This window comes from Pseudomonas fluorescens (assembly GCF_000968015.1).
GTDB lineage: Bacteria > Pseudomonadota > Gammaproteobacteria > Pseudomonadales > Pseudomonadaceae > Aquipseudomonas > Aquipseudomonas fluorescens_W.
This window is the reverse complement of the sequence record NZ_LACH01000002.1, coordinates 166,576-183,322: the sequence shown is the minus strand read 5'-3', so window position 1 is coordinate 183,322 and position 16,747 is coordinate 166,576. Positions and strand designations below refer to the sequence as shown.

Below are 16,747 nucleotides of genomic sequence, written 5' to 3'. Positions count from 1 at the left end.
TGGTGAATCGTGTTGCCGCCCCAATGACCGCGTTGAAATACCTCCAGGCCTATCCTGCTGCATTGCAGGACCAAGTGCGCCAGCTGATCGCCGACGGTCGGCTGGGCGACTACCTGAGCCAGCGTTACCCGGAAAAACACCGAGTACAGAGCGACAAGGCGTTGTACACCTATACGCTGGACCTCAAGCAGGAATTCCTGCGTAACGCCCCGGCCATCGATAAGGTGTTGTTCGATAACCGCCTGGACCTGACCCACCGTGCCCTCGGATTGCACACCGCGATATCCCGGGTGCAGGGCGGCAAGCTCAAGGCCAAGAAAGAAATTCGTGTTGCGTCATTGTTCAAGGAGGCGCCGGCCGAGTTTCTGAAAATGATCGTGGTGCATGAACTGGCGCACTTCAAAGAATCGGATCACAACAAGGCGTTCTACAAGCTTTGCGAACACATGTTGCCGGGGTATCACCAGGTGGAGTTCGATGTGCGGGTGTACCTGACGTGGCGGGATATGCAATAGAGATCAAAATTTAGCAGCCGGGAGTGTTTAGATGGATGTAAGCAAGACCAAGAGCAGCTTCTATCGTCGGTTGTACGTGGCGTACCTGATTGATAGCGGGTTGGCCAGTAGCGTCCCGGCGCTGACCGAAGTCACCGGCATGCCCCGGCGCACGGCGCAGGACACCATCGCGGCATTGGCGGATCTGGACATTGTTTGCGAGTTCGAGCAGGAAGAGGGGGCGCGCAATCATGCCGGACGTTATCGGATTCGCGAGTGGGGGGCGATTGATCGGGGGTGGATCGAACGCAATCTTCGGCAGATCAAAGCGGTGCTTGAGTACCCCTGAACGCCTGTGGTGCGGCAGCCGACGCCCCCTCAGGAGCGGCGCATCCCAATATGCGGAATGTCATCTTCCAGAAACTCTTCGCCCGCCACCACAAATCCGTATTTAGCGTAATACCCCTGCAAATGCGCCTGGGCGGAGAGATAGATCGGTACTTCAGGCCAGCGCTTTTCAGCCTGTTTCAACGCCTGTGCCATCAACTCATGCCCAAGCCCGGTACCGCGCGCTTGAGGGGCAATGATCACTCGCCCGATGACCACGTCGCCACCCTGTAACTCCGGGTCGAGCAACCGCAGGTACGCCACCAGCCGATCCCCGTCCCACGCCATTAAATGGCAGGTGTCACCTTCCAGATCCTGGCCATCGACGTCCTGATAGACGCATTTCTGCTCAACGACAAACACTTCTGCGCGCAGCTGCAGAATGGCGTACAGCTGTTCTTTGCCCAAATCGCTGTGGTGTTTGCAGACCCAATCGATTGTCATCTTCACACTCCTTGAACATCGTCGCTCCGATACTAAGCGCCCAGGCGGACGATGTCTTTATGGCAGAGAAATCTGTGATAAAGGCCAAAATGCCATCATTCATTTCGCGCGGCCTCGTCTTGTTTGTGTAATCTGAGGTGAAGCGCTGTGCAGTGGCTTCGATGAGCTAATGTTAGTACCTGGGTTTGGCAGTACGGGGGCCTTGGAGTTTTGGCTGAAAACACGTCGGGCGTCCCGCCCGCTAAGGATTTTCTAGCATGCCGCGATTGCATCGAGCCTTTGCTTTGATTGGATTGCTGTTGCTGACTCAAAGTGCGGCAGCGGAAAAGCTGCGATTGGTAGCCGATGCCTGGCCGCCCTTTACCGATGCCACGCTGGTCAACGGTGGGTTGGCCACGGACATCGTCAGCACAGCACTGGCCCGGGCCGGTTATGCCAGTGACTTTGAACAAGTGCCTTGGGCACGGGCCTTGCTGGGGGTTGGCGAGGGTCGATACGACGTGTTGGTCAACGCCTGGTACACCGACGATCGTACGAAGCTTGGTCAGTTTTCCGGCGAATACCTGCTCAACCGGGTGCGCTTTCTCAAGCGCAAAGACACACCGATCGAATACAACAACCTGCAACAACTGCATACCTACCCGATAGCGGTGGTGCGCGGTTACGCCTATTCGTCGGAGTTCGATGACGACGTGTCGCTGCAGAAAGTTCCGGTGCACAGCTTCTCCATGGCGGTGCGCATGGTCGCCGCCGACCGGGTCAAATTGACGCTGGAAGACGAATACGTCGCGCGTTACTTCCTGGCCCGGGAATCAATCAAGGTGCGCAATGCCGTGGAGTTTTTGCCCAAGCCATTGAGCGAGAACAGCCTGCACATCCTGGTCAGCCTGAAAAACCCCAGGCATGAACAGATCGTCGCCGGTTTCGACCGCGAAATCGCGGCGATGAAAGTGGATGGGAGTTATCAGCGGTTGATGGAACAACACGGGATGTGAGCTTTGTGGTGTGGCTGATGGCCCCTTCGTCGGATCGCCGCCCGGAGCAAGCTCGCTCCCACATTAGATCTCTGTCGTACACAAAATTTGTACCCACTGCAGACCCACTGTGGGAGCGAGCTTGCTCCGGGCGGCGATCCGACGATGAGGCCGGCCCAGCCACCGCAGATCTCAATCCTCGCTCGTTTCCTTGATGAGGTGCGCTGCCAACGTCCGCAATGGCCCAAGCTGACGGCAGATCAACGCCAACTGCGTCTGCACCAGCCGTTGGCCTTCATCGATTTCGTCCGGCATCTGTTCAAGTGTATTGGCCAGTGCCTCTTCCTCATCGCTTTGAATCGCAATCGGCAGTTTGCTCGACAGGCCTTGGGCAATCTCATCGATGCTGGCGGCCAGTCTCACCCCTGCACCGTCGATCAAATGCTCGCGCATGTCGGGCGGTAGCTGGGTTTCCCGGTGTGCGCCCAGTCCAGACAAATAACTGAGCAAGGTGTGCGACAGCACCAGGAAGCGGAACCCGACATCCGCCTCCTTACGGAAGTGCCCCGGTTCCATCAGCATGTTGGCGAGCGTCGTCGACAGTGCCGCGTCAGCGTTGTGCGCATTGCGTCGGGCCAGGCGATACGCCAGGTCGTCGCTTTTGCCGGCGGCGTATTGCTGCATGATCTGACGCAGGTAAATGCTGTTGCACGTCAGGGTGTTGGCCAGCACTTTGTTCAGACGTCGACCCTGCCAGTCCGGCAGGAACAGGAACACCGCCAGCCCGGCGATCAGGCTGCCGAGCAAGGTATCGAACAATCGCGGCAGGAACAGCCCGTAACCATCCCCGACCTGGTTGAAGCAGAACAGCACCATCAAGGTGATCGCAGCCGTCGCCAAGGTGTAGCGGGTGGTGCGGTTGATAAAGAACACCACCCCGGCGGCGATCGCAAAGCACGACTGGACCAAGGGATTTGGAAACAGATCGAACAACGCCCAGGCCACGGTCAGGCCAATGGCAGTGCCGATGATTCGCTGGCCGAGTTTGCGGCGGGTGGCGCCGTAGTTTGGCTGGCAGACAAACAACGTGGTGAGGATGATCCAGTAACCCTGAGACGGGTGGATCAAATGCACCATCCCGTAGCCGATGCTCAAGGCCAGGGGCAAACGCAGTGCGTGACGGAACAGCAATGACGTCGGTGTCAGCTGCGTGCGTAACCGAATCCACACATCCTTGAGGTTACGCGGCGAACGGTCGAGCAGGCTGCTGTCGGTGGCGTCGGCCAGGGCGTCGGGATTGCTGGCATCGCTGAGCAAGCGATCGAGCGTGCCGAGGTTGGCCGCCAGTGCCCGCAACGACCGCAACAGTCCGCGCCACGCCGGGTTGCTTTGAATGCGCAGGTGTTCGAGGGAGGCGTGCAGGTCGCTCAGGGCTTCGGCGAAGCTGGCGTCATAGATGAACGGCTGGCGCATCTGGATCGACTCGGCCAGCGCCCGGCAGGCCTTGCCTTGCTGACGCAGCAGGCGCTGACAGCGGAACATCACGTCGCTGTGAAAGAAGGCATCGGCGAGGGCGTTGTAAGGGTAGTGCGAGGAACTGGCGCGCTCGTGGATGTCCTGAGCGAGGAAGTACAGCTTCAGGTAACGGCTGAGTTTCGAGCCCGGCCGACCGTTGCCGACCCGGTGCAGGATGATTTCCTTGGCGGCGTTCAGTGCGGCCACGACTCGGCCGTTTTGCTGCGCCAGTTCCAGTCGACGCGCTTCCACATCCATCTGTCGGATCGGCTCGAACAGCGACGATTTCAGCTTCAGGTAAAAACCCAGTTCACGGAACAATCGCGCCAGGCTTTGCTGCACTGGCTGATTGGAAAACATCGCCTGCCACAGCACCGAGAGCAAACCGTACCAGGCCGCACCGGCCACCAGCAGCACCGGCTCGTGCCAGAAATCGGTGACCGCGCCGCCGCGTTGGTCGACGCCGATCATGGTGTAGACCGACAGAATCAACGTCGCGGAGGCAATCGCGCCATAGCGTTCACCCAAGGCGCCGAGCATGGTCAGGCCGAAACTGGCCAGGGCCAGGGCGATGACAAAAACGACGGGATAGGGGAAGAGCAGTTCGACGGAGAGGGCGGCGACGCTGAAACACACCAGCGTCACGGCCAGTGCGTTAAGGCGGCCTTGCCAACTGTCGTCAGTCTCGGCCAGGGCGCTGGCGATGATCCCGAGGAACAGCGGGATCAGCAGGCCCATTTCATCCTTGTACCAACACAGCGCCATGCTGCCGGTCAGGGCGATGAACACCCGCACGCTGTAGCTGAATTTATCCAGCGCCCAGAGGCGACGCAGAGACTGACTAAAGGGGGTCGATGACATGAAGTGCGAGGGCCTTCCGAGGCAATGACGCTAAATTGAGCCAGTAATGACGCCGACGCAATGGCGCCGATCACATCTGACAGCAAAATCTGTTCCTTGATATCACATGCGGTCAATGTGGGAGCGAGCTTGCTCGCGATGAGGCCTGCACATTCAACATAGATGTTGTTTGACAGTCCGCCATCGCGAGCAAGCTCGCTCCCACATTTGATTTGTGTTTGTCAGACGTATTGCGCGGCGGCGTAGCCGGAGGCCCACGCCCACTGGAAGTTGAAACCACCCAGATGCCCGGTCACGTCGAGCACTTCGCCGATGAAATACAGCCCTGGGCTTTTCAGCGATTCCATGGTCTTGGACGACACCTCGTTGGTATCGACGCCGCCCAATGTCACTTCAGCGGTGCGATAACCTTCAGTGCCGGCCGGAACCACCTTCCAGCTCGCCAGTTTTTCGGCGATGTCGGCAATTTCTGCGTGGGTGTATTGCTTCATCGGTTTGGAGACGAACCAGTTGTCCGCCAGCAGGTTGGCCATCTTCTTGGTGAAGATTTCCCCCAACAGGGTTTTCAGCTCGCTGTTCGGACGTTCGGCTTGCTGCTGTTGCAGCCAGGTCGGCACGTCATGGTCCGGCATCAGGTTGATCTCCACCGTGTCGCCGGATTCCCAGAACGAAGAAATCTGCAAAATCGCCGGACCACTGAGGCCGCGGTGGGTGAACAGGATGTTCTCGCGGAAACTCTGCTCATTGCAGCTCACCAGGCAATCCACCGACGTACCGGACAGTTCGGTGCAAAGCTCCTTGAGCTGATCGGTGATGGTGAACGGCACCAGCCCGGCGCGGGTCGGTAGCAAGTCGTGACCGAACTGCCTGGCCACCTGATAACCGAAACCAGTGGCGCCCAGCGTCGGGATCGACAAACCGCCAGTGGCAATCACCAGGGATTCGCAGGTGATCTGATCGAGGGTGGTTTGCAGTAGGTAGCCGCTTTCCATTTTCTCGATGTGCTGGATCGAGGTGTCGAGGTGCAGGCTGACGCCGACCTGATCGCACTCGTTGAGCAGCATGTCGAGGATGTCGCTGGATTTGTTATCGCAGAACAACTGGCCGAGTTTCTTCTCGTGGTAGGGCACGCCGTGTTTGGCGACCATGCCGATGAAATCCCACTGGGTGTAGCGGGCCAGGGCGGATTTGCAGAAGTGCTCGTTCTGCGAGAGGAAATTGCTCGGTTCGGTGTACATGTTGGTGAAATTACAGCGTCCACCGCCCGACATCAGGATTTTCTTGCCGGCCTTGTTCGCATGGTCGAGCAACATCACCTTGCGCCCGCGTCCGGCGGCGGTCAGCGCACACATCAAACCTGCGGCGCCAGCGCCAATGATCACGACTTCGGTAGAGCGCAAAACGGTGTCCTCTTAATGTGTCACCACAAAACAAACTGTGGGAGCGAGCTTGCTCGCGATGAGGCCTGCACATTCAACATAGAGGTTGTTTGACAGTGCGCCATCGCGAGCAAGCTCGCTCCCACAGGGGATCTTCGTTGGGGCGAAGATCTCTTACAAAATACGAACGCGTAGCGAACGGCCTTTGATCTTGCCGTCGTTCAGGCGCTGCAAGGCTTGCTTGGCGATCCCGCGTTCCACAGCCACATAGGCCTGGAAGTCGAAAATCGCGATCTTGCCGACCTGAGCGCCCGGAATACCGGCATCGCCCGTCAGTGCGCCAAGAATGTCGCCCGGACGCACCTTGTCTTTACGGCCAGCGCCGATGACCAGCGTGCTCATCACCGGCAGCAGCGGTGTGCCACCCTGGGATTTGAGGTTGTCTAGCTGATCCCAGCTCAACGGCGACTTCTGCAGTAGCTCGATGGCTTGGGCGCGGTGGGCTTCGGACGGTGCGACCAGGCTGATCGCGATCCCTTTCTCACCCGCACGACCGGTACGGCCGACACGGTGGATGTGGATTTCCGAATCACGGGCCAGTTCGACGTTGATCACCATGTCCAGCGCATCGATGTCCAGACCGCGAGCGGCGACGTCGGTGGCGACCAGTACCGAAGTACTGCGGTTGGCGAACATGGCCAATACCTGGTCACGGTCACGTTGCTCCAGATCGCCATGCAGGCCGACGGCGGAGATGCCTTTGGAGGTCAGGTGATCAACGGTTTCCTGAACCTGCTGCTTGGTGAAGCAGAAGGCGACACAGGAGGCCGGACGGTGATGCGCGAGGACTTTGACCACGGCGTCCATGCGCTCTTCCGGGGAAATCTCGTAGAAACGCTGCTCGATCTGCGTGTCGTCGTGGAACGCCTCGGCCTTGACGATCTGCGGGTTGCGCATGAACTTCGCAGCCAGTTGCTTGATGCCCGTCGGGTAGGTGGCGGAGAACAGCAGGGTCTGGCGGCGCTCCGGGGTCTGGGCAATGATTTCTTCGATGGAGTCGTAGAAGCCCATGTCGAGCATGCGGTCGGCTTCGTCGAGGATCAGCGTGTTCAGGCCATGAAGGACCAGCGAACCTTTGCGCAAATGCTGCTGGATGCGGCCCGGGGTGCCGACGATGATGTGCGCGCCGTGCTCCAGCGAGCCGATCTGCGGGCCGAAGGACACGCCGCCACACAGGGTCAGGACCTTGATGTTGTCTTCGGAACGGGCCAGGCGACGGATTTCCTTGGCGACCTGGTCGGCCAGTTCGCGAGTCGGGCAGATGACCAGCGCCTGGCAACCGAAGAAGCGCGGATTGATCGGGTTCAGCAGGCCGATACCGAAGGCGGCAGTCTTGCCGCTACCGGTCTTGGCCTGGGCGATCAGGTCCATCCCCTTGAGGATCACCGGCAAGCTTTGCGCCTGGATCGGCGTCATCTGGGCATAACCGAGGGAGTCGAGGTTAGCCAGCATGGCAGCGGACAGCGGCAAAGTATTAAAAGCGGTGGCGATGGTGGTCACGGGACTGGCCTGCAAAACAAAATGTCGCGCAGTGTACCAGTCTCGCTCTCTCTACCTGCAAATTCTGGACGAGTAACCTTGTAGCAGCTGTCGAGGCACGAGGCAGCGTCGGGCTGCGAAGCGGCCCTCGAGGGCGGTCCTGCGGACACGCAACGCAGCCTCGTGCCTCGGCAGCTGCTACAGATCAGTGCTCTATATCGTGCTCGCGACTGACCATCCGTCGGCCATCCTTTGGTGAAAGCTGGGAGAAGATAGTTGCAGCGAGCATCGCCATGATCCCGACGGTTACAAAAGTCAGCTGGAACGCGCCCAGAACCGTGTCCACGCCGTCGTTGCCGATCTCCGCGGTGAAGCCGCCGAGTAGCGCACCGGCACACGCAACACCCAGGCTCAGGGACAATTGCGCGACCACCGACAGCAAGCTATTGCCGCTGCTGGCGCTGGCGTCGTCGAGGTCGATCAGGGTTACGGTGTTCATGGCGGTGAACTGCAACGAGTTGATCGCCCCGAGAATCGATAGCATCACCAACAGCAGCCAGTACGGCGTTTGCTCACTGACCAGGCCCATGCTCGCCAGCATCAGCCCCAGTGCCAAGGTGTTGCCGGTCAGTACGATGCGATAGCCCAAACGCTCGATAAGCGGCCGCGCCACCGACTTGGCGACCATCGCTGCCGCCGCCAGCGGCAGCATGCTCATTCCGGCCTGGGACGGCGAGTAACCCAGCGCCACTTGCAGCAGCAACGGCACGAGAAAGGGCAGGGCGCCGCTGCCCAGTCGAGCGAACAGGTTGCCGAGGATGCCCACGGCAAACGTCCGTGTCTTGAACAACGACGGTGCGAACAGCGGATTTTCGATGTGCCCGGCCCGCAACCAGTACGCCGCCAGACAGGCCATGCCGGCGAACAGCAGCAACATCACGCGCAAGTGTGGCAGGTGCAATTCGCCGAGGCCTTCCATGGCGATGGTGATCAGCACCATCGCCGCGCCGAACAGTAAAAAGCCCAGGCTATCGAAGCGGGTGCGTTCGGTGCCGCGCAGGTCGGGGATGAATTTCCACACGGCGTAGCAACCGACAGCGCCGACCGGCAGGTTGATCAGGAAGATCCAGTGCCAGGTCAGGTATTCCACCATCCAGCCGCCCATGGTCGGGCCGATCAACGGGCCGAGCAGGCCGGGAATGGTGATGAAACCCATGATCCGCACCAGCTCCGAGCGCGGGTAGGCACGCAGCACCACCAACCGTCCGACCGGCAACATCAGCGCACCGCCCAGGCCCTGAATCACCCGCGCGCCATTTAGCATGCTCAGGGTGCTCGACAGTGCGCAGAGCAACGAGCCGAGGCTGAACAGCAGGATCGCGCTGAAGAAGATTTTCTTGGTACCGAAACGGTCGGCGATCCAGCCCGAGGCGGGGATCAGCAAGGCGACGGTGAGCATGTAGGCGATGATCACGCCCTGCATGCGCAATGGGTCTTCGGCCAAGTCGCGGGCCATGGCGGGCAGGGCGGTGTTGAGGATGGTCCCGTCGAGGGATTGCATGAAGAAAGCGATGGCGACGACCCACGGCACCCAACGGGCGGTGACAGCGTCGAGAGGCGGGCGGTTGGGCATGAGACCTCTTGTGGGTTGAAGTTAACGCAAAATCACTGTGTCTCACGGTCCATGTGGGAGCGGGCTTGCTCGCGAAGAGGTCATCACATCCAACATCAATGTTGACGGAGCCATCGCTTTCGCGAGCAAGCCCGCTCTCACAGGGCCTTCTGTGTACCGTGGGATTGTGTTTACAAGGTCAGGGTCAATCGGCTCACGAGCGCCCCGGGCAACAGCGCCGACGCCGTGGCCCGTTGGCTGTAGGTGCTGGCTGACAGCAACAATTCGCGCTCCTCGGTCAACGCCTCCAGCTGCGATCCCAGCAAACTGTAGGCACTGTCATCAAACCGCATGGTGCTCACCGGCGCCTGAATCTCGCCGTTCTCGACCCAGAAGGTCGCAAACCGCGTCATGCCGGTCAGGCGTGCCGCCGGCTGATCCGAGTAGTTCAGGTACCAGAGGTTGCTGATGTACAAGCCAGTGCCCAGTTGCTTGAGAATCTCTGCGTCAGGCAACGTGCCGGCGGCCATGTTCACTGCGCTTGGCATTTCACCGCCGCTGGCGCCGTTGGCGGTCAGGCCGTACTCGGCCGCACTGCGCGAACTGACCATCTGAGCGCCGGCCTTACCGTCGACGATCAACCCAAGATCGCTGCGCGGATAACCTTCGCCGGAGAATGCCGGGCTCAACGAACCGCTGACCTTTTCATCGACCGACACCAACGGGCTGAACGCACTGTCCCCCGCGTAAAGCTTCTGCAGCGGACTGTTTTTGCTGGCAATCGACTGCGCCGAGAAACCGCCCCAGCCCAGCATGTCCATGATTTCCCCCAGGGCTGCCGGCGCCAGATAGGCGCGGTACTGACCCGGCGCGAGGGTGTGTTGCGGTCTGCCGAGAAACGCCAACTGCTCGCGTGCCTGCGCAAAGCGCTTGGCAAACCCTTCGCTGTTCCAGTCGTGCCCGGCGTAACTGGCTTTCACCGCCTGGCCGTTGTCATGGAACAGGCTGAAATCGAAGTTGAAGCTGTTGGCCTGATGCCAGCCGAACGCGCCCGAAGAACTGGCGAAGCCTCGACTGATCGGGCCGGCGGCGTAGAAGCCGACCAGATCCAGCCCTTCGGCCGCCAGGGTGATTTCAGCGACCACCTGCTCGGTGTCCGGTAGCGGATGCGCCTGAACGTTCTTGCTCTGCCAGCCGTTGTGGTTGAGCAGCAGGTATGGATCCTGCGGCAGCAGCGGCAAGGTTTCGCGCAACTGTTGCAGACCTTCGGCCAGACGCTGAACGTCGACTTCCGCATCACCGGAAAGGGTAATGTTCAGGTCGGCATGCCGGCCGTCGTTGATCAGTTTGAAACCGACGCTCGCCTGCTGCACCTGACCGGCCTGACGAACCTTGGCGTGGTTGAAACGCACGAAGGCCGACGACTCCGCGGCGTAACTGAGGGTGAACTGTTCCGGCTCTCGAATCGCGTCGCGCAGCCAATTGACCAAGGCCTTGAACGCATCGACCTGACTTTTTGAAGTACTCATCAGGCATCCCCCCCAAACACATCAACGTTGCTGAACACGCAGGCCGGCGAGGCATGGCCGACACGGATCACCTGGTTCGGTTCGCCCTTGCCGCAGTTCGGCGTGCCCAGGACCTTGACGGTGCTGGCATCGCCGACGGCGCTGAGGCTTTTCCAGAACTGCGCGGAAATCGCCCGGTAGTTGGGGTTCTTCACCACGCCTTTGAGTTCGCCGTTTTCGATCAACTGAGCCCATTCGCAACCGAACTGGAATTTATTGCGCGCATCGTCGATGGACCACGAGCGATTGGTCGACATCATGATGCCGTGTTCGATGTTGCCAATCAGTTGCTCCAGCGGTTGATCGCCGGGCTCGATGTTCAGGTTGGCCATGCGATCGATAGGCGGACGGTTCCAGCCACAGGCGCGGCTGTTAGCGACGCCTTCCATGCCGGCACGGAATTGCGACAGCGCGCCGCCCAGTGGACGCAGCAGCAAACCTTCTTTGATCAGAAACTGTTTGCTCGCGGCGGTGCCGTCGTCGTCATGCCCGTAGCTGGCGAGTTGTTCGGGAATGTCCGGGTCGAAGGTCACGTTCAGCAGTTTGGAGCCGTATTGCAGGCTGCCGAAGTCTTCTGCCTTGACGAAACTGGTGCCGGCGTAATTGCGCTCGTCACCGAGGATGCGATCCAGCTCCAACGGGTGACCGATGGATTCGTGGATCTGCAGCATCATTTGGTCCGGCATCAACAGCAGGTCGCGCGGACCTTGCGGGGTGTTCGGCGCCAGCAGCAATTGCAGCGCCTGATCGGCGACTTTCGGGCCGGCACCGACCAGGCCGCAGCGGCTGATTACATCAAAGCCGCCTTGTTGGCCGAAATTTTCGCGGCCCAGGGTGCGGGTCTGGCTGTCATTGCCGTCGTAGGCGGTGACGTCCACGCTCGGGTAGACGAAACGCTGGGCCTGGCGCAGTTCGGCACCGGCGCTGTTGAGGTAGATCTGCTCGACGTTAGTGATGCCGATGCTCACCTGCCAGTTCACCAGTCGCTCGTCCTTGGGCACGGACGCGGATTCGGCACCGAGCAGTTGGTAGCAATCGCTCAGGGACGGGAAGGGCTGGTCCAGGTTCGGCGAAAAGTAGTCGGCGCGGTCGCTGGAGACGGCTTGCTCGCGCAGGTCGAGCAGGGCGTGGGGCTTGAGTCGGCGGGCTTGCTGCTCGGCTCGCTCCAGCGCGGCTTGCAGGCCGGATTGCGACAGGTCGTTGGTCGCGGCGTAGGCTTCGACGCCGTTGACCCGAACGGTCAGCATCGCGCCTTCGTCACGGTTCAGGCTGGGAGGTTCAGCGACGTTTTTGCGCACCGACAGGTACTGGCCGGATTCGCGCACATAACGCAGCGAAAAGAATTCAGCGCCCGTGCGCAAGGCAGCGAAGCGCTGCTTGAGCTGGGGGTGGAAATCGAACATTCGGGAACCTCCTTGGTATGGAGTGGCGGTGTATCGATGTTGCGAGGGGGTGAAACGTTTGCGTGGCGCTAGATTAGGCCTGCGCGGGGGGTAGGATCAAGCTTGGATCGGTGTAGGAAAAGTTTACCCGAGGTGGGTCAGGGGGAGATGTGTGGTTTGGTCGGGCCTCATCGCGAGCGAGCTCGCTCCCACAGGGGGCCGGGGTTGATCGCAAATCTGCAATCCAACCCGAAACCTGTGGGAGCGAGCTTGCTCGCGATTGGCCGTGACGCGGTATTGCGGTTTATTGAGCAGTCAGGCTCACTTCCCGCAACGGTTTGCCACGCACCGGCGCATCGCCGGCCACGAAGTAGGCGGCCTTGCTACGCGGCAATGGCTTGCGACCACGGATCTTGTCGGCGATTTTCTCGGCGATCATGATCGTTGGCGCGTTCAGGTTACCGGTGGTGATGATCGGCATGATCGAGGCATCGACCACACGCAGACTCTGCATGCCGTGCACACGGCCTTCAGCGTCAACCACCGCCATTTCGTCGGTGCCCATCTTGCACGAGCAGGACGGGTGGAACGCGGTTTCGGCGTGTTCACGGATGAACTTGTCGAGCTGTTCATCGGTTTGCACGTCGATGCCCGGGCTGATTTCGCGGCCACGGAAAGCGTCCAGTGCAGGCTGTTGCATGATTTCACGGGTCAGGCGGATGCCGTCACGGAATTCCTGCCAGTCCTGCTCGGTGGCCATGTAGTTGAACAGGATGCTCGGGTACTCGCGCGGATCCTTGGATTTGGCCTGGACGCGACCACGGCTAGGCGAACGCATGGAACCCATGTGCGCCTGGAAACCGTGCTCTTTCACACCGTTGCTGCCGTTGTAGTTAATCGCGACCGGCAGGAAGTGGTACTGGATGTTCGGCCAATCGAATTCCGGACGGGTACGGATGAAACCGCCGGCTTCGAACTGGTTGCTGGCGCCGATACCGGTGCCGTTGAACAGCCACTCGGCACCGATGGCCGGCTGGTTGTACCAGAGCAGCGATGGGTACAGCGAAACCGGTTGGGTGCACGCGTATTGCAGGTACAACTCAAGGTGATCCTGCAGGTTTTCACCCACGCCCGGCAGGTCGTGGACCACCGGGATGTCGAGTTTTTTCAGCAGTTCGGCCGGGCCGACGCCGGAGCGCTGCAGAATCTGCGGCGAAGCGATGGCGCCGGAGCACAGCAGCACTTCTTTGCGGGCGCGGACTTCAACGCGCTCTTCAGCGGCGCCGATCAGGTAACGCACGCCGACCGCACGCTTGCCTTCGAACAGGATCTTGTCGGTCAGGGCGTGGGTGACGATGGTCAGGGTCGAGCGCTTCTTGGCGATGTCCAGGTAACCGCGAGCGGTGCTGGCGCGACGGCCGTTCGGCGTCACGGTGCGGTCCATCGGACCGAAGCCTTCTTGCTGGTAACCGTTCAGGTCTTCGGTACGCGGGTAACCGGCTTGCACGCCGGCTTCAACCATCGCGTTGAACAGCGGGTTATTACCGGCTTTCGGCGTGGTCACGCTGACCGGACCGTCGCCACCGTGGTAGTCGTTCGGGCCGATGTCACGGGTTTCAGCCTTGCGGAAATACGGCAGGCAGTTCAGGTAGTCCCAGTCTTCCAGACCTGGCAGTTTGGCCCAGTTGTCGTAGTCCATCGCGTTGCCACGGATGTAGCACATGCCGTTGATCAGCGAAGAACCACCCAGGCCCTTGCCGCGACCGCATTCCATCCGGCGACCGTCCATGTGTGGCTCTGGATCGGTTTCGTAGGCCCAGTTGTAGCGACGACCTTGCAGTGGGAACGCCAGGGCGGCCGGCATTTGCGTGCGGAAATCCATCCGGTAGTCCGGGCCGCCTGCTTCGAGCAGCAGGACGGTGACGCCTTCGTCTTCAGTCAGACGGGTCGCCAGGGTGTTACCGGCAGAGCCGGCACCGATGATGATGTAATCGAATTCTTGGGACATTGAATGCACCCTCTTTGAAGTTGGTTCAGGTCGCCTGTAGCAGCTGCCGAGGTACGAGGCTGCGTTGGCTCGCGCAGCGGCCCTCTGAGGGCGGTCCTGCGGACGCGCAACGCAGCCTCGTGCCTCGGCAGCTGCTACAGGGTTTTCAGCCGGGGCTTAGAACACCGAGGCGTAATCGCCCAGTTCGACCTGTACCGATTTGATGCGTGTGAAGTTGTTCAGCGAGCTGATGCCGTTTTCACGGCCCACGCCCGACTGCTTGTAGCCGCCGACCGGCATCTTCGCGTCGGATTCGCCCCAGGCGTTGATCCAGCAGATACCGGCTTCCAGTTGGTGAATCACGCGGTGGGCGCGGTTCAGGTCCTTGGTGACGACACCGGCGGCCAGGCCGAACTCGGTGTCGTTGGCGCGACGGATCACTTCTTCTTCGGTTTCGTAAGTCAGGATGCTCATCACCGGGCCGAAGATTTCTTCGCGAACGATGGTCATCTCGTCGGTGCAGTCGGTGAACACGGTCGGTGCCACGAACGCGCCTTTGGCGAAGTCGCCTTCGGTCAGACGGCTGCCGCCGCACAGAACGCGAGCGCCTTCTTCCTTACCTTTGGCGATGTAACCCAGCACGCTTTCCATGTGGGCGAAGCTGACCAGAGGGCCGAAATTGGTGTTCTCGTCTTCCGGGTTGCCGACACGTATGCGCGCAACGCGCTCAACGATCTTGGCTTCGAAAGCGGCTTTCAGGTGGCTCGGCACGAACACGCGAGTGCCGTTGGTGCAGACCTGGCCGGAGCTGTAGAAGTTGGCCATCATCGCGGTGTCGGCAGCGCGATCGAGGTCGGCGTCGTCGAAAATGATCAGCGGGGATTTGCCGCCCAATTCCATGGTCACGTCTTTCAGCGACGAAGCAGAGGCGCTGGCCATGACCTTCTTGCCGGTGTCGGTGCCGCCGGTGAAGGAGATTTTTTCGATGCGTGGGTGCTCGGTCAGCCAGGTGCCGACTTCACGGCCGCTGCCGGTCAGCACGTTGAACACGCCTGCTGGCAGGCCTGCTTCGGTGTAGATCTCGGCCAGTTTCAGCGTGGTCAGGGAAGTGACTTCGCTTGGCTTGAAGATCATCGCGTTACCGGCCGCCAGGGCAGGTGCAGATTTCCACAGGGCGATCTGGATCGGGTAGTTCCACGCGCCGATACCGGCCACGACGCCCAGCGGCTCGCGACGGGTGTAGACGAACGAAGTGGTGCGCAGCGGGATCTGCTCGCCTTCGATGGCCGGAACCAGACCTGCGTAGTACTCCAGCACGTCAGCGCCGGTGACGATGTCGACGTACTTGGTTTCGGAGAACGACTTGCCGGTGTCCAGGGTTTCCAGGGCAGCCAGTTCATCGTTGCGCTCGCGCAGGATGTCGACGGCACGACGCAGGATGCGCGAACGCTCCATGGCGGTCATTGCAGCCCAGATTTTCTGGCCCTTTTCGGCGCTGACTACAGCGCGCTCAACGTCTTCTTTGGTCGCACGTTGTACGGTTGCGAGGACTTCACCGTTAGCCGGGTTGATGGCTTCGAAGGTGGCGTCGCTGCTGGCGTCGGAGTAGCCGCCATCGATGTAGAGTTTTTGCAGTTCGAAACGGGCCATATAGTCCTCGCAAGAGCATAAGTGGGTTGGCGGTAACCACTGGGCGTGCCGTATAGCTTGGGCAACGCTGGTCAGTGGCGGTTCAGGTGCTGAGCGGTTCTGTGTGCTCTAACTCACCTGCTTGGCCAGTTGGAAATCCATGTATTCATAAGCGATCTGGTGCGCTTGCCCGGTGTCGAAAGCATCTCCCGACAGCGCGCCGCGCAACCACAAACCGTCAATGAGGGCTGCCAGGCCGCGGGCTGCACTGCGCGCGTCATCGAGCGGCAATACACGGCGGAACTGGCAGCACAGGTTGGAATACAGACGGTGATCGTTGATCCGCTGCAACCTGTGCAAAGACGGGTGGTGCATGCTGGTGGCCCAGAAGGCCAGCCAGGTTTTCATTGCCGGGCCATTGACCTGGCTGGCGTCGAAGTTGCCTTCGATAATCACCTGGAGGTGCGCCCGCGGGCTGCTGTCCTCCAGCGCCTGACGGCGCGCGGTGACGTTCTCGCTGAGGACACTCATCAGATACTGCGCGGTGGCCGCGATCAGGCCGTTCTTGTCCTGAAAATAGTGACTGATGATGCCATTCGAGACACCGGCCAAACGGGCGATCAGCGCAATGCTGGCGTCCCCCATGCCGACCTGATCGACGGCCAGTAGCGTGGCTTCGATCAATTGCTGGCGGCGGATGGGTTGCATACCGACCTTGGGCATCTTGCACATCTCCTTAGGCCTACCGGTGGACGTGAAACGTCTATCGGATTGAAGGCCAGTCTATTTTGTTTTGATTGAACGTTCAATCAACAAAGAATAAGATCTGCGACAATTCGTCGCTGCCTACAGGTTTTTCCTACATGTAGTTGGCGGAAAAACGACATCCCAAAACGCTCGAAACCCACGCGCACTGGCGCTCCCGGGTTTCGGGCTTTTTTCGGGGTGTCTTTATATCACCCGCTGGTCGGCTGCC

The 16,747-nt window shown here is 60.4% G+C and carries 13 protein-coding genes; 3 read left to right on the top strand and 10 right to left on the bottom strand.

The features are described from left to right. Positions 1 to 23: 23 nt before the first annotated feature. Positions 24 to 515 (top strand): M48 metallopeptidase family protein, encoded by a 492-nt coding sequence (locus VD17_RS02020; protein WP_046052455.1) that lies wholly within the window; start codon positions 24 to 26, stop codon positions 513 to 515. Between the two features lie 31 nt (positions 516 to 546). Beyond that, a complete protein-coding gene (locus VD17_RS02015) occupies positions 547 to 843 on the top strand; it encodes a winged helix-turn-helix domain-containing protein (RefSeq protein WP_007894945.1) in 297 nt (98 codons plus the stop codon). Positions 844 to 872: 29 nt separating this feature from the next. Here VD17_RS02015 and VD17_RS02010 read toward each other — a convergent pair whose 3' ends face one another. Next, the gene (locus VD17_RS02010) at positions 873 to 1,325 is read right to left on the bottom strand and encodes a GNAT family N-acetyltransferase (protein WP_046052454.1); all 453 of its coding nucleotides are present in this window, start codon (positions 1,323 to 1,325) and stop codon (positions 873 to 875) included. Between the two features lie 257 nt (positions 1,326 to 1,582). On the opposite strand from VD17_RS02010, the gene VD17_RS02005 reads away from it, so the two are divergent. Then, entirely contained in the window at positions 1,583 to 2,320 is a 738-nt protein-coding gene (locus tag VD17_RS02005; protein ID WP_046052453.1) for a substrate-binding periplasmic protein, read from the top strand. A 171-nt stretch (positions 2,321 to 2,491) separates the two neighbouring features. On the opposite strand, the gene yccS is transcribed toward VD17_RS02005, so the two are convergent. From yccS to betI, 9 genes are all read right to left on the bottom strand, one after another. After that, complete coding sequence (gene yccS, locus VD17_RS02000) at positions 2,492 to 4,675, bottom strand: YccS family putative transporter (RefSeq protein WP_046052452.1); 2,184 nt, start codon at positions 4,673 to 4,675, stop codon at positions 2,492 to 2,494. A 221-nt stretch (positions 4,676 to 4,896) separates the two neighbouring features. Continuing rightward, the gene (locus tag VD17_RS01995) at positions 4,897 to 6,075 is read right to left on the bottom strand and encodes an NAD(P)/FAD-dependent oxidoreductase (RefSeq protein WP_046052451.1); all 1,179 of its coding nucleotides are present in this window, start codon (positions 6,073 to 6,075) and stop codon (positions 4,897 to 4,899) included. Positions 6,076 to 6,228: 153 nt separating this feature from the next. Continuing rightward, positions 6,229 to 7,566 carry an ATP-dependent RNA helicase DbpA gene (gene dbpA / locus VD17_RS01990; RefSeq protein WP_231670575.1) on the bottom strand — a complete coding sequence of 446 codons (1,338 nt, stop codon included), beginning with the start codon at positions 7,564 to 7,566 and terminating at the stop codon, positions 6,229 to 6,231. A 232-nt stretch (positions 7,567 to 7,798) separates the two neighbouring features. Then, positions 7,799 to 9,226, bottom strand: coding sequence for a multidrug transporter subunit MdtD (mdtD, locus tag VD17_RS01985; RefSeq protein ID WP_046052450.1), 1,428 nt, complete (start codon positions 9,224 to 9,226; stop codon positions 7,799 to 7,801). A gap of 170 nt (positions 9,227 to 9,396) precedes the next feature. Then, positions 9,397 to 10,734 carry a TldD/PmbA family protein gene (locus tag VD17_RS01980; protein ID WP_046052449.1) on the bottom strand — a complete coding sequence of 446 codons (1,338 nt, stop codon included), beginning with the start codon at positions 10,732 to 10,734 and terminating at the stop codon, positions 9,397 to 9,399. Further along, complete coding sequence (locus VD17_RS01975) at positions 10,734 to 12,176, bottom strand: TldD/PmbA family protein (RefSeq protein WP_046052448.1); 1,443 nt, start codon at positions 12,174 to 12,176, stop codon at positions 10,734 to 10,736. Before VD17_RS01975 ends, VD17_RS01980 begins: the two co-directional genes overlap by 1 nt. A 283-nt stretch (positions 12,177 to 12,459) precedes the next feature. Continuing rightward, positions 12,460 to 14,163, bottom strand: a complete 1,704-nt coding sequence (gene betA / locus VD17_RS01970) for a choline dehydrogenase (protein ID WP_046052447.1) — start codon at positions 14,161 to 14,163, stop codon at positions 12,460 to 12,462. A 156-nt stretch (positions 14,164 to 14,319) separates the two neighbouring features. Beyond that, positions 14,320 to 15,792 (bottom strand): betaine-aldehyde dehydrogenase, encoded by a 1,473-nt coding sequence (betB, locus tag VD17_RS01965; protein ID WP_046052446.1) that lies wholly within the window; start codon positions 15,790 to 15,792, stop codon positions 14,320 to 14,322. 108 nt (positions 15,793 to 15,900) lie between these two features. Further along, a complete protein-coding gene (gene betI / locus VD17_RS01960) occupies positions 15,901 to 16,494 on the bottom strand; it encodes a transcriptional regulator BetI (protein WP_046052445.1) in 594 nt (197 codons plus the stop codon). Between the last annotated feature and the right edge of the window lie 253 nt (positions 16,495 to 16,747).